This is a genomic window from Chlamydia psittaci 6BC (assembly GCF_000204255.1).
Taxonomy (GTDB): domain Bacteria; phylum Chlamydiota; class Chlamydiia; order Chlamydiales; family Chlamydiaceae; genus Chlamydia; species Chlamydia psittaci.
Genome location: NC_017287.1, coordinates 238,079 through 250,091 on the forward strand (window position 1 = coordinate 238,079; position 12,013 = coordinate 250,091).

The following is a 12,013-nucleotide window of genomic DNA, read 5'->3' on the forward strand; positions in this document are numbered from 1 at the left end:
ACTATTCCTTGCTTGGCTTAGTGGTTCCTAAATACGGATGCGAAATCATAGAATTTAGGAATGAATACATCTGAAGAAGAAAGCAAGTTTACTGCTTTTTTAGCAAGAAGTAAAGAACGTTTTTTTCAATAAAAGAAATTCCTAAGGAAGAGTAACTTAAGAAGGGTTAAAAGTTTAACCACCATAACTAGCATGTAAATTAATTTTTACCAGCCCTAGCTCAAGAACGAGTTTAAAAGATGATTTAAATTTGTCCCCTGATCATAAGGTAGTTCGCTACTTCAAAACTCTCACACTTTTCTTTCCTAAATACGTAGTTCACAAGGTTGTTTTATTCGAATCTCAAAGTAGGGTAATGACGTCAGAAAAAAAATGAAAGGTTCTTTTTAAGAATTATGTATTTAAATAGAAGAGGAGAGGATTCCGATAAAAACTTCTCCTCTTTCTACTCCTTACTTTAAGCAAGGGGAGCAAAGGGATCTTGTAAGAGCACGAGGAGTTTTAAAGAATTTGGGTTAGCGCGAGCGGTTTTATCAACGGCTTCAATTAAGGCTTTTTTACACAGCGCATTACAATCCAAAATCCATTCATAATTTCTATCTTGTCTGGGTTGTTCCTCTCTACTGTCTAATTCACAAACAGAGGAGAAAAGAGGAACGGAAACAATCGAGCAGCCTTTGTTGATAGCCTCTTCTAAACAATTCTCATAAGCAAAAAGAGCGCGGTTGTAATAGTCATTTATGACCTCATTATCTTCCCCAGAGAACTCCTCAAGCCGTGGCCCACGAACATGTCCTATGTATTCTGGAAAACTTTCTTTTTTGGGATGCGTCATAGTCGGGCTGTCTTTGATGCTTAATTTTGTAGAACGCGCTTCAGTAGGCCCGAAGGGGAGTTTAATTGATGTGTCTCCTTGATACTGGGAGGCATGCCATTGGGAGTTTTGCCCAAGATTTAGGAGTTCTCTAAAGAAGAGTCGAGATTGATTTGAGTTTTGGGAGATTAACGTCTGTGCAGCAGGAAGGAGAGCATTGAATGCGATTCCGCTTTGACTTGTGACTGTTTTGAATGTGTTGGATCTGGGGAGCGCAAGGAATTTGATAGTAAATCCTGGTGTAACGCTCTCCTGAATACCGAGTTTAACCCCTGGATTTTTCTTGTTTTGATGGAAAGATAGGTGGGCTCCCGGACTAACTAAGAAGTTCGCTTGAGCAGATGACTCTGGGAGTGTTCTAAAGTTTTGGTTTAGAGCTCCAGACCAATCTCCGTCGGCTTTTTGTTGGAAGTATTTGTACACCCCTACGGTTACTAGAGCCAACAGTACGGAGGATACTGCGAGTAAAGCCAAGGCAGGCATGGCCAAAACAATGGCTAAGGTAATACCGGCTACTCCGGTTCCAAGCGTGAGAGCGCTGAGAATGGATAAAGAAGTGATTTTCAGTACCTTATCCCATTTTTTTGTGGAGATTTCTCTTGGTGAGAATATGGGACTTAAATCTGAAGTACTTTGGTTGCGCAAGGGATTCATGTTAGCCATAAATTATAATTATATTTAGTTTCAAAACTAATTTTATAAAAAATAAATGGCTTTTTCTAGACGTTTTATTTTTGCTTCTTATTTGCCTTATAACATAACTGTATTATGAATCTGATCTTCAGTGGGATAAACATGAAAGGCGATAAATAATTCCCTGAGTTTCACACCAGCTAAGAGTCTAAGGGAGAGATATATTGGAGCAATGGTTAATAGGAATGCAAAAAATATAGGATGGACGCAGCAGCCTGCAGCAGTGATCCCAGCAATCAACATTGTGATAACTATGGATTGAATTATGCAGTGGGCAACAACATGGGTGAGCTTGCTTCTCGCAACACTTCCTTTAGAAAATAAGTTCAGAGGTTCTTCACGTTGGGAAATTTGTGCCGATGTTGCTGAAATTAACATGCAGGATACTGTAAAATAAAAGCTTAAACTCCGAATGATTTAATTGTAAAAATAGTTTTTTGTCATCAGCTTTCGGTAAGGCTGTCCTTTTGAAGAAGTTCCCCAGGATGGTTGTAAATTTCCCTAAATTCTTTAAGTGTGATCGGGCCTTGGCAGATGTGTATTCTCCTTGGGAGCTGGGGGAAGAGTTTAGCATACGCCCTAACTCCAGAGGGACTGGTTAAAATTACACGGCTGCACTGCTTGAATACAGAGGGGTGTAATTGACGTTCTCGAATGGTGTAGTGGGAATAGGCAAAAAAGCTTCGGTTTTCTCTTTTTAAAAAATCTTCAATTACAGGACGCGATAAGGCTGAGTGTGGGTAGAGGATACGAGCGTTTTTGGGTAAAGAGGAGATCATTGGGAGCACGCCTTCTCCGGTTTCAATAGTAGCTAGGGAATATTGTGCTTTTGGGAGAAGCCTTGTAAGGCGACTTGCTGTGATTTCTCCTAAACAAAGGTAATGTTTGGTAGATAACGTCTTTTTAGAATTTTTTCTGCGCATTCTAGAAATAAATAGTGATGTTGAAGATGGGCTGGTGAGCAGGATATGAGAAGTTTCTTCTAGGTAACGCAGGGCGTAACGTAGTTGAGGAGAGCTTCTTGCAAAGGGAATGATCTCAAGAATCGGAACGAAGCTGGCGTGGTATCTGTTTGCTGTTTCTCGATTTAATCCTAGGTATATGGTCATAGAATTATCTTTTTCTAGAATGTAGCATATAAGCGTAGTTTAAATAGGGAGAGTTTGTTTCGCATCTAGAAAATCGTTCCTGTAATCACAGAGTAAATACAAACGTAGAAGGCGTGTTTTTAGTAGGATTTAGGTTGCATTAGGAGCTGATTGACATTTTTCGATATGCAAGCTAGGATGTCCATTTTTAGATCTTCGCTTTTTCCCTAATGAAAAAAATAGTAAGAGTTCTTGACTTTTCTTGGGTTAGATGCAGAGAGCTTCGCTTTATATTATAGTTTTTCATTCATAGAGTTGATAATAGAGGTTCGGCAATGGCGTCGTTGTTGCATAAATTTTTAGAAAATGCTTCGGGGAAGAAGGGGCAGGACCTAGCTTCTACTGCATACTTAGCTGCATTAGATCATCTTTTACACTCTTTTCCTTCGATTGGGAAAAGTATTATAGATGAGTTGAGGAGTCAACGTTCACGCTTAAAGATGATTGCTTCTGAGAATTATGCTTCTATTTCAGTTCAGCTGGCTATGGGGAACTTGCTTACGGATAAGTATTGCGAGGGGAGCCCCTTTAAGCGGTTTTATTCTTGTTGCGAGAATGTAGATGCTATCGAGTGGGAATGTGTTGAAACGGCTAAAGAACTTTTCGGAGCGGAAAGTGCTTTTGTACAACCCCATTCGGGTGCAGATGCGAATTTATTAGCCATCATGGCAATTATTACTCAGAAAATTCAAGGACCTGCGGTTAAGCGTTTAGGATACAAAACGATTAACGATCTTACGGATAAAGAATATACGGAATTAAAAGCTGAGATAGGTTCTCACGTTTGTTTAGGGCCTTCGTTGAACTCAGGAGGACATTTAACACATGGAACTGTACGTTTAAACGTTATGTCCAAGTTAATGCGTTGTGTGCCTTATGAAGTGAATAAAAAGACGGAGTGTTTTGATTATTCGGAGATCGCACGTTTAGTACGAACACATAAACCTACGGTACTCATTGCTGGGTATTCTTCATATTCCAGAAGATTAAATTTTTCCACCCTAAAACAAATAGCTGATGATTGTGGAGCTGTTTTATGGGTGGATATGGCGCATTTTGCTGGTCTTGTTGCCGGCGGTGTATTTGTTGAAGAGGAAAATCCGATTCCGTTTGCAGACATTATTACTACGACAACTCATAAAACTTTGCGAGGACCTCGTGGAGGTTTAGTTTTAGCATCCAAAGAATATGATGCAGTGATTAATCGAGCTTGTCCTTTAATGATGGGAGGTCCTTTACCCCATGTTATTGCAGCAAAGGCTGTAGCGTTAAAAGAAGCGCTCACTGTGGACTTTAAAAAATATGCTCATCAGGTTGTGGATAACGCTAGAACTTTAGCTGAGCATTTTCAAAAACAGGGATTACGCTTGCTTACTGGCGGTACAGATAACCACATGTTAATTATCGATCTAACTTCTCTAGGTATATCTGGACGTATTGCTGAGGATATATTAAGTTCTGTAGGTATTGCTGTGAATCGCAATACGATACCATCAGATGCTGTAGGGAAGTGGGACACCTCAGGAATACGTTTGGGAACACCTGCTTTAACGACTCTAGGTATGGGCAGTGATGAAATGGAAGAAGTTGCGAATATTATTGTGAAAGTATTGCGAAATATTACTTTGAGACGTAATGCTGATGATAGTTTTAGTAAAAGTGAAGGAGAGCTTCCAGAAAACATTGCTGAAGAAGCAAGAGCTCGAGTCGCAGACTTATTATCGCGGTTCCCGCTTTATCCTGAAATCGATCTGGAAACTTTAGTTTAGTTAGGAGATGTGTTGTTCTATGCCTGATGGGGAAGTAGAGAATAAGTTACGAGATGTTATAGAGAGAAAAATCTTAGATGCCCGTCGGGTATTTTTTTCTGAGCCTGTAACGGATAAGAGCGCAGCAGAGGCTATTAAGAAATTATGGTATTTAGAACTTACCAATCCTGGTCAACCTATAGTATTCGTAATTAATAGTCCTGGAGGTTCGGTAGATGCAGGATTTGCAGTTTGGGATCAGATAAAAATGATGACATCCCCCGTGACTACTGTAGTTACAGGATTAGCTGCTTCTATGGGGTCAGTATTAAGTTTATGTGCAGCTCCAGGACGTCGTTTTGCCACTCCGCATTCTCGTATCATGATTCACCAGCCATCTATCGGGGGGCCCATTACTGGACAAGCGACAGATTTAGATATTCATGCTCGTGAAATCTTAAAAACAAAGAAACGTATAGTTGATGTTTATTTAGAGGCTACGGGGCAGTCTCGAGAAGTTATTGAAAAGGCAATCGATCGAGATACATGGATGACAGCTGACGAAGCCAAGGATTTTGGTTTATTGGATGGCATCCTCTTCTCATTCAATGATTTATAAGCATAGCGTATATTCTGGGGCAGGGAATCGCTTTATCCTAAGTGAAACTTGTCCCGATATTACAATAATTCCTAGTCTATGTAAGGAATATCAAGTAGATGGGTTTTTGCTTGTTCTTCCTTCTTCCACTGCTGATGCTAAACTTATTATTTTTAATGATGACGGTTCTCGTCCTCACATGTGTGGCAACGGTCTTCGTTGTGTTGTAGCTCATTTGTCTGAGGTATTGAAAAAAGATCACATCTCTGTAGAGACAGATTCGGGTAGGTATTCTGGGAGGTTTCATTCTTGGGAGCGGGTTGTTGTAGATATGACGCTTCCGGATTGGAACTACACTTGTCACACCCTTTCACACACACTTCCTGGAGTTCCTAGAGAAGTTTTTAGTATCCATACAGGGGTGCCGCATCTTGTTGTTTTTGTCGAAGATGTATCTTGTGTTCCTGTAGATTTGTGGGGGAGTTTTCTACGTTACCACGAAGACTTTTTACCTCAAGGGACTAATGTTAACTTTATCCAGGAGATACAAACCGGAGAATTTCAACTACGCACTTATGAACGTGGTTTGGAAAGAGAGTCTTTAGCTTGTGGTACGGGAGCTACTGCAGCGGCGTTGGTTGTAGCACAACGTTACGGTTTATCCAATACCCAAATACCTATATGGACCTGGGGTGATATTTTGATTAAAATTTCTTTAGAGGGCGATCGTGTGTATCTTGAGGGCCCTGTGGATAAAGAAAGGTCTTACTAGAGTTTTTCTAATTTTTCTATTGAATTTGAATAAAAATAGATTCAAAAATGGTTAAAGGAAGGAAGAGAGATCAGAGGTTTTTTTAAGGATAGATCTCTTGCCCTCTAACTCCAATTCTTTTATACTCTTGATTTATGACTACGTATCCTGTACCACAAAATCCTCTTTTATTACGCGCCTTGCGTCTTATGGATGCATTCTCTAAGTCGGATGACGAGAGGGATTTTTATTTAGACCGAGTTGAAGGGTTCATTCTCTACATTGATTTAGATAAGGATCAAGAAGATCTAGATAAGATTTATGAAGAACTAGAGGTGAATGCAGAACGCTATTGTCTAATTCCTAAGTTAACGTTCTATGAAGTAAAGAAAATCATGGAAACGTTTATCAATGAAAAAATTTATGATATTGATACAAAGGAAAAATTTCTTGAAATTTTGCAGTCTAAAAATGCTCGTGAGCAGTTTTTAGAGTGTATCTACGATCATGAATCTGAGTTGGAGAAGTGGCAGCAATTTTATGTAGAGCGTTCTCGTATACGTATTATTGAGTGGTTACGTAATAATAAATTTCATTTTGTCTTCGAAGAAGATTTAGACTTTTCAAAGCATATTTTAGAACAATTTAAAATTCATCTTTTTGATACTAAAGTATCCAAAGAACTTGCGCAAGCGCGTCAGTTGTTGGTGAACAAGGCTAAGGTCTATTACTCTAATGAAGCATTGAATCCTCGTCCTAAGCGGGGGCGTCCTCCGAAACAGTCAGCGAAAGTGGAATCTGAGACTACAATATCGAGTGATATTTACACAAAGGTACCAGCGGTAGCGCGACGTTTCCTTTTCCTTCCGGAGATTACTTCGGCATCTTCGATTACATTTTCTGAGAAATTTGACACTGAAGAAGAATTCTTAGCTAATTTGCGTGGTTCTGGCCGTGTTGAAGATCAGTTAAATCTTGCAAATCTTTCTGAGAGATTTGCTTCGTTGAAAGAACTTTCGGCGAAATTGGGTTATGACTCCCTATCTACAGGGGATTTCTTCGGGGATGACGACGACGATAGTGATGACGAGAAGCCGGCACCTAAGAGCAGTAAAACTTCTGCTAAACGCGGTCGTAAGAAATCCTAACGGTTTAGATCTTTTTAAGTATCCAAATAGTTGCAGCTCCGAAAGCTAGCTTCCTTTTTTTTCTTATTTGGAATTTAGCCCCACTGAAGAGTTGTTCTAGGTCGTGATCGCTAGGTAGTTTTCTAATGCTTTCTGCTAGGTATGCATAAGCTTGTGTATGTTTAGAGTACAGTTTCCCTACCCATGGAACGATAGATTTTAAGTATAGTCGGTGTACTAGATATAGGGGATGACTATGGGGAGGAGAGGTAAGCTCCAAAATCCCTAGAGTCCCTTGGGGTTTTAACATACGATGGATATTTTCTAGGATGTCTTTAGGTTTAGGGAGATTTCTTAATCCGTAGGCCATGGATGCAAGTGTTTGCGACTCCTCATTTATAGGAAGTTGAGCAATATCCCCTTCTATAAAAGTAAAAGGAGCTGAAGGGTAGCGTTGTTTGGCTATATGAAGCATGTTTGCTGAAAAATCCACGAGAGTTGCTTTCGATCCTGGGTAATCACGGATATACCTATAGGCAACCTTTCCTGTGCCAGAACAAAGATCTATCAGGTGATCAGACTTTCCCAACATTTTTGAAAACGTACGATTCCATAAATGATGCATTCCTAAAGATAAGATAGAATTTATCTTATCGTATTTAGGAGCTAGAGAATCAAACATCTCCTGTAGGTTAGGCTTGTTGGTAGATAGTAGCATGATATTCTCGGAATTTTTCTATGCCTTCGTAATCTTCTTCTTTTAGTCGATAACGGCATAAGGAGTAGTAATCCCTGATCACAACTTCAGAAAGCTGCGTACGTTCTACAGCTTTTGCTATCGCTGCTTCGGGATGGGCTTCAAAATGGCTTAGAGAGTTTTCTAGAGCTTCTTGGATTCTATGGCTACCTTCAGGATGATTAGAAAGAACAACAGCAAAGACAAAAGGAAGTTGGGTAAGTTCATACCATCCCTGAGCAAGATCGTATGTTGCAAACCCTGGAATGTGAGGATGGTGTAAGGCTTTATCGCCAATTAAGAGGAGACCGTCATAATTTTCTGCTTTTTCTATAACATCATCAGATGGAAGTTGGATAATTTCCGGCATAGGAGTGTTCCATAAATGTCGGCAGAGGATATGGAATAGCATTATTGAAGAGCGGCTTTCTTTTGTAGCAGCAATACGGGGTTTTTCAGAGGTGAAAAACGTAGGAGCTGCGTACAGATTTACGCTGAGGATTTTCTTATATGCAGCTATACCGAATCCAGGAACTGTTCCTAATGGATGGGTTAATAACCCTACTGTAGAGGTAAGAGCAAATTGTAAGTCCCCATTAAGAAGTTTCTCGAGTAAATCGGATGGCGGTGCAGTATGAAGGAGAATATCGTCTCTTTTTGCAAGCTCTAAAGAAAAAGGGAAAGCGTTGATGTAGCTTACACAACCTAAAGTTAAACGTCTTTCGAATTTGTCAGACATGGTATGCGTCCTAGTTTTTTTATGAGGCTTGCCATTCCCTCAATATCCATTTTTATATTTTGGTTAGAAGAGGCCATTTGAAACACCTTTTCTCCAATATGTGTGGAGGATAAATCGTTAGCTCCACAAGATAGCAAGTGTAAAGCTTGCTCGATTCCTAAGTAATTCCACAAGGCTTTTATGTTTCTGAAATTGTCCAGGAAGAGTCTTGCAACCGCAATGATAGATGCAGGGGGGATGTGATGAGAAGTTCCTAATTTGCGTAGTCTTTTCCCTAGAGCATTATTTTCTGTTGCGAACTTCAATAATATGAAGTTTTTAAAACCTAAAGTATCATCTTGAAGGTTACGTAATTTATCCATATGAGTGACGATATCTTCGGGGCGTTCCCTATGGTAACATAACATTGTACTGTTCGTTGGGATATCAAGACTATGTGCCGTTTTATGAATGTCTAGGAATTCTTGAGAAGATAAACGCCCTGGAGCGAGTATGTGACGTATTTCATCAACCAGAATATCGAATCCTCCTCCGGGAATCGAATCTAATCCTGCATTTTTTAGGATTTTTAATACCTCAGCAACAGGAATATTGTTCAGGTTAGCCAAGTAGGCATATTCTATTCCTGTAAGTGCTTTAATATGGATGTGAGGGAAGTTTGTTTTAATTTTGCTAAACAGTTCTGTGTAGTAGTCTAAATTACAATCTGGAAAGCATCCTCCCACAATATGTGTTTCTGTAATCGGAACTTCTAATTCCCGGATTTTTTCTATGAGTTGGTCAGGTGTATGAAACCAGCCTTTAGCATCTCCTGGTTTCGCGTAAAAAGCACAAAACGTGCAATTGAATTCACAGAAGTTAGTAGGATATAAATAAAATGTGGAGGAGTAGTAGACAACATCTCCTACATACTTTTGACGTACTGCATTAGCAAAAGCCCATAAAGCACGCTGGTCACTTTCATCTTCTAAGAGGAGTAGACGCAGAGCATCTTCTCTAGAAAGACGAACTCCTTCCGTGTAATCATCGAATAAATGTTTCATCCAAGAATTTTTAGGCAGAATGCGAGGGGGTGTTATCGTCATGGAGTGATGCCTTGGTTGTAGAATCAGATTCAGTTTGTTTATTGCATGCTTTTTTACGGCAACAGTCTGATTTTCCACAACCTTTAGATAAAGGTCTTCCTAAGAGATAAGAACCTATGAGTAAAATGACTATGCCTACTCCCAATAATGCTGTAGCACAGCAAATAACAAGCAAAAGAGTCATCATAAGAAGACCAGCCTTAGAGAAAAATCGGTAATATTAATGGAGATCTACCCAAATAGGCGAACTCCATGCCATAGACTGGTCTACTTGAGTTACTCTTAGATAATAGAAGGCAAAAGGAATCTTTCCTTTGGGGTCTTTAAGAGTGACTTCAGATAGAGGTTCCATATCGTCATATTCATAATCTAGGTTACTACTCTCAGGGAAGAAGGTTTTAATGACTTCCCCATTACGGATAATCTCAACAGTTTTGAGTTGAGCCGTTCCTGCAACATATCCTGAAATATGACGATTTACAGCAAGGCCAGGCTTGGTAGTTGTTGATAACTCAGACCCCATAGGAGCTGAGGTAATGTTAAAGCTGACGATGATTCTTGGCCCCGTAGTTGCATAGCAATGACGTTGATATAACGCTTCTACGAGAGATTCTCGACTGTATTTATTACATATAATCGCAGTCAGACCTGGAGTATATTGCTGTTGGTTAGCATCGAAGAACTTGCTATAGATACCGCGATCATCCAAACCTCCAGCAACAAAACCAAAGCGTAGGTTGCGTTTCAACGCTTCCACTAATGTCCCGGATTCTACTTCAGAATCACTTCCTTTGATGGGGAAAAGATTCCCTTCTTTTTCTGTTCTTTCTGAACAACCCCAGGAGTTATAAATTTCGACAACACGTTCAAATTCCGGATGGAAATTGTTAAAATCAAAACCGTAATGTTTTGAAGCGGTAAAACATGGTATCGAAATAATCTCGTGAGTCGAAGCACTTTTATAGAGTTTCGATAAAGAAGCAATCTTGCAATCTTTCTGTTTAGAGCAAGATTTATTTTCTTTGATATAGAGAATTTGTCGAATGCCTTCTTCTCCAGGTTCTCCACAGTACTGTACGCCTGATAAGGAAACGAAGCGGTCTTCTTCGTTAAAATCTCCGATAGTTTGGTTGATCATTTTCCAAAGATCAGGAGTTAATCCTTCCTGATTTTCAAAAGATGACGATGCATAAAAGTTTAATGCGCAATCGTCTCTGAAGTGTCGCAAACACGCTTCGATGTTTTCTTCAGAATCCACGCGTTCTGATTCTCCGTGCAGCAGACCCCACATAAGGTTTGGCGCAGTGTCAGAAAAACATTTTATAGGAGCAGAGACGAAGAGCTCATTGGTTAAAAGATTTTTCAATTGGATTCTGTAGATCCCAGGTTCATTGAAATAGAGATTGGGAAGAATAACGAATCCAGTTTCAGGAATGAATAATTGCCAATTTAGGTTTTCTCTGAGGTGCTCGTAAGAGAGTTCGATACGTGTATTTTCTGGGGAAAAGTTGGTGAGATTGTTAAACTCATCTTCAAAGCGTACGGTAATATCAAAACGTTTATTTTTTACGACGTAAGAGGGAGTAAAAATTTGAATATGTTTAAGAACGTTACCACGAATATCCATGGAAAAGATATCTGGTTCGTCATAGTTCCCTTTGCCTTCAGGATCTACATAGAGATAGAATGGCTTACGGCGTTGAGTAAATAGTTGTGCTCCGTTTCCTGCTTCATCTGTTTGTGGGTAATCGGGGGAGGGCCCGAGAACAATCGTGAGAGTTTCTCCAGCTTCTAGTTCGTAGGGAAGGGTAAATTCATACTGTGGAACAGGACTATTGGGGATAGGAATGGCTACAGCAGGAAGAATATCCCCTTTAGGTGTTTCTAAGTAGATAGTATTCCGTGGTTGTTGGAGATCTGTGGAGGGAATTTCCCAGTCTATAGGTCTACCTTGACAGCCTAAGTCAAATTTGAGTTTTGTTCCTTCGGGGAGGTAGTCGACTAAAGAGTAAAGAAACTTCCATGTGGATATTTGCCCAGCTCTAGCTACGGAAGGATTAACATAACAAACAGATCTGCGCATAGTACAACATAGCGGGTTGGAATCAACTAAAGGGATTAGCATACACGAGGAAAATGTTTTTCTCAATCTTCGTCTTTGCTTAATGCTTGTAATGCTTCCTGCACAGTGTTGAACATTTTAAAATATGAAAGGAATCCGGTAACATATAGAGTTTGTTCTATTGTTTTCGGAACGCAAGTAAGAACGATTTTCCCTGAGTGTTTTCCTACTTGGTGGTAACTTTGTAAAAGGACACGAATGCCCGCACTGGACATATAATCTAAGTTTGTGCAATCAAGAACAATATTTTTGATTCCTGAAGATAGGGATTGTGAGATGTTTTCTTGTACTTCCGGAGAAGAGATCCCGTCAAGTTTTCCTTGAAGATGTAAGACAGCAGTGGTTCCGTGCTCTTCTTTTTGGATGTTATTCATTATCAATAATGCTCCCAA

The 12,013-nt window shown here is 39.7% G+C and carries 13 protein-coding genes; 4 read left to right on the forward strand and 9 right to left on the reverse strand.

Annotated elements, in window-relative coordinates; all coding sequences use genetic code 11:
* Positions 1-457 precede the first annotated feature (457 nt).
* From G5O_RS06295 to G5O_RS06305, 3 genes are all read right to left on the reverse strand, one after another.
* Positions 458-1,537 carry a macro domain-containing protein gene (locus G5O_RS06295; RefSeq protein WP_006342899.1) on the reverse strand — a complete coding sequence of 360 codons (1,080 nt, stop codon included), beginning with the start codon at positions 1,535-1,537 and terminating at the stop codon, positions 458-460.
* An 87-nt stretch (positions 1,538-1,624) separates the two neighbouring features.
* On the reverse strand, positions 1,625-1,897 hold the full coding sequence (locus tag G5O_RS10455) for a hypothetical protein (RefSeq protein WP_306409255.1): 273 nt from the start codon (positions 1,895-1,897) through the stop codon (positions 1,625-1,627).
* A gap of 113 nt (positions 1,898-2,010) precedes the next feature.
* A complete protein-coding gene (locus G5O_RS06305) occupies positions 2,011-2,676 on the reverse strand; it encodes a uroporphyrinogen-III synthase (protein WP_006342901.1) in 666 nt (221 codons plus the stop codon).
* Between the two features lie 314 nt (positions 2,677-2,990).
* On the opposite strand from G5O_RS06305, the gene G5O_RS06310 reads away from it, so the two are divergent.
* From G5O_RS06310 to G5O_RS06325, 4 genes are all read left to right on the forward strand, one after another.
* Entirely contained in the window at positions 2,991-4,484 is a 1,494-nt protein-coding gene (locus G5O_RS06310; protein WP_006342902.1) for a glycine hydroxymethyltransferase, read from the forward strand.
* Between the two features lie 19 nt (positions 4,485-4,503).
* On the forward strand, positions 4,504-5,082 hold the full coding sequence (locus G5O_RS06315; protein ID WP_006342903.1) for an ATP-dependent Clp protease proteolytic subunit: 579 nt from the start codon (positions 4,504-4,506) through the stop codon (positions 5,080-5,082).
* The gene (dapF, locus tag G5O_RS06320) at positions 5,051-5,833 is read left to right on the forward strand and encodes a bifunctional diaminopimelate epimerase/glutamate racemase (RefSeq protein WP_006342904.1); all 783 of its coding nucleotides are present in this window, start codon (positions 5,051-5,053) and stop codon (positions 5,831-5,833) included. The genes G5O_RS06315 and dapF overlap by 32 nt, the downstream gene beginning before the upstream one ends.
* A gap of 134 nt (positions 5,834-5,967) precedes the next feature.
* Positions 5,968-6,960: a UPF0158 family protein gene (locus G5O_RS06325; protein WP_006342905.1), complete on the forward strand. Its 993-nt coding sequence runs from the start codon at positions 5,968-5,970 to the stop codon at positions 6,958-6,960.
* A gap of 4 nt (positions 6,961-6,964) precedes the next feature.
* On the opposite strand, the gene ubiE is transcribed toward G5O_RS06325, so the two are convergent.
* From ubiE to G5O_RS06355, 6 genes are all read right to left on the reverse strand, one after another.
* Positions 6,965-7,657 carry a bifunctional demethylmenaquinone methyltransferase/2-methoxy-6-polyprenyl-1,4-benzoquinol methylase UbiE gene (gene ubiE / locus G5O_RS06330; protein WP_013462609.1) on the reverse strand — a complete coding sequence of 231 codons (693 nt, stop codon included), beginning with the start codon at positions 7,655-7,657 and terminating at the stop codon, positions 6,965-6,967.
* A complete protein-coding gene (locus tag G5O_RS06335; protein WP_006342907.1) occupies positions 7,632-8,414 on the reverse strand; it encodes a menaquinone biosynthesis protein in 783 nt (260 codons plus the stop codon). Before G5O_RS06335 ends, ubiE begins: the two co-directional genes overlap by 26 nt.
* Positions 8,387-9,499, reverse strand: coding sequence for a CofH family radical SAM protein (locus G5O_RS06340; protein ID WP_006342908.1), 1,113 nt, complete (start codon positions 9,497-9,499; stop codon positions 8,387-8,389). The genes G5O_RS06335 and G5O_RS06340 overlap by 28 nt, the downstream gene beginning before the upstream one ends.
* Positions 9,468-9,686 carry a hypothetical protein gene (locus G5O_RS06345; RefSeq protein WP_006342909.1) on the reverse strand — a complete coding sequence of 73 codons (219 nt, stop codon included), beginning with the start codon at positions 9,684-9,686 and terminating at the stop codon, positions 9,468-9,470. Before G5O_RS06345 ends, G5O_RS06340 begins: the two co-directional genes overlap by 32 nt.
* 33 nt (positions 9,687-9,719) lie before the next feature.
* Complete coding sequence (locus G5O_RS06350) at positions 9,720-11,582, reverse strand: DUF3604 domain-containing protein (protein WP_006342910.1); 1,863 nt, start codon at positions 11,580-11,582, stop codon at positions 9,720-9,722.
* A gap of 62 nt (positions 11,583-11,644) precedes the next feature.
* Positions 11,645-11,995, reverse strand: coding sequence for an anti-sigma factor antagonist (locus G5O_RS06355; RefSeq protein WP_006342911.1), 351 nt, complete (start codon positions 11,993-11,995; stop codon positions 11,645-11,647).
* Between the last annotated feature and the right edge of the window lie 18 nt (positions 11,996-12,013).

Excerpts from the sequence above, each read along its gene's own strand:
- G5O_RS06295 (WP_006342899.1), bottom strand. The coding sequence starts at position 1,537 with ATGGCTAACATGAATCCCTTGCGCAACCAAAGTACTTCAGATTTAAGT.
- G5O_RS06305 (WP_006342901.1), bottom strand. The coding sequence starts at position 2,676 with ATGACCATATACCTAGGATTAAATCGAGAAACAGCAAACAGATACCAC.
- G5O_RS06310 (WP_006342902.1), top strand. The coding sequence starts at position 2,991 with ATGGCGTCGTTGTTGCATAAATTTTTAGAAAATGCTTCGGGGAAGAAG.
- G5O_RS06315 (WP_006342903.1), top strand. The coding sequence starts at position 4,504 with ATGCCTGATGGGGAAGTAGAGAATAAGTTACGAGATGTTATAGAGAGA.
- dapF (WP_006342904.1), top strand. The coding sequence starts at position 5,051 with ATGGCATCCTCTTCTCATTCAATGATTTATAAGCATAGCGTATATTCT.
- G5O_RS06325 (WP_006342905.1), top strand. The coding sequence starts at position 5,968 with ATGACTACGTATCCTGTACCACAAAATCCTCTTTTATTACGCGCCTTG.
- ubiE (WP_013462609.1), bottom strand. The coding sequence starts at position 7,657 with ATGCTACTATCTACCAACAAGCCTAACCTACAGGAGATGTTTGATTCT.
- G5O_RS06335 (WP_006342907.1), bottom strand. The coding sequence starts at position 8,414 with ATGTCTGACAAATTCGAAAGACGTTTAACTTTAGGTTGTGTAAGCTAC.
- G5O_RS06340 (WP_006342908.1), bottom strand. The coding sequence starts at position 9,499 with ATGACGATAACACCCCCTCGCATTCTGCCTAAAAATTCTTGGATGAAA.
- G5O_RS06345 (WP_006342909.1), bottom strand. The coding sequence starts at position 9,686 with ATGATGACTCTTTTGCTTGTTATTTGCTGTGCTACAGCATTATTGGGA.
- G5O_RS06350 (WP_006342910.1), bottom strand. The coding sequence starts at position 11,582 with ATGCGCAGATCTGTTTGTTATGTTAATCCTTCCGTAGCTAGAGCTGGG.
- G5O_RS06355 (WP_006342911.1), bottom strand. The coding sequence starts at position 11,995 with ATGAATAACATCCAAAAAGAAGAGCACGGAACCACTGCTGTCTTACAT.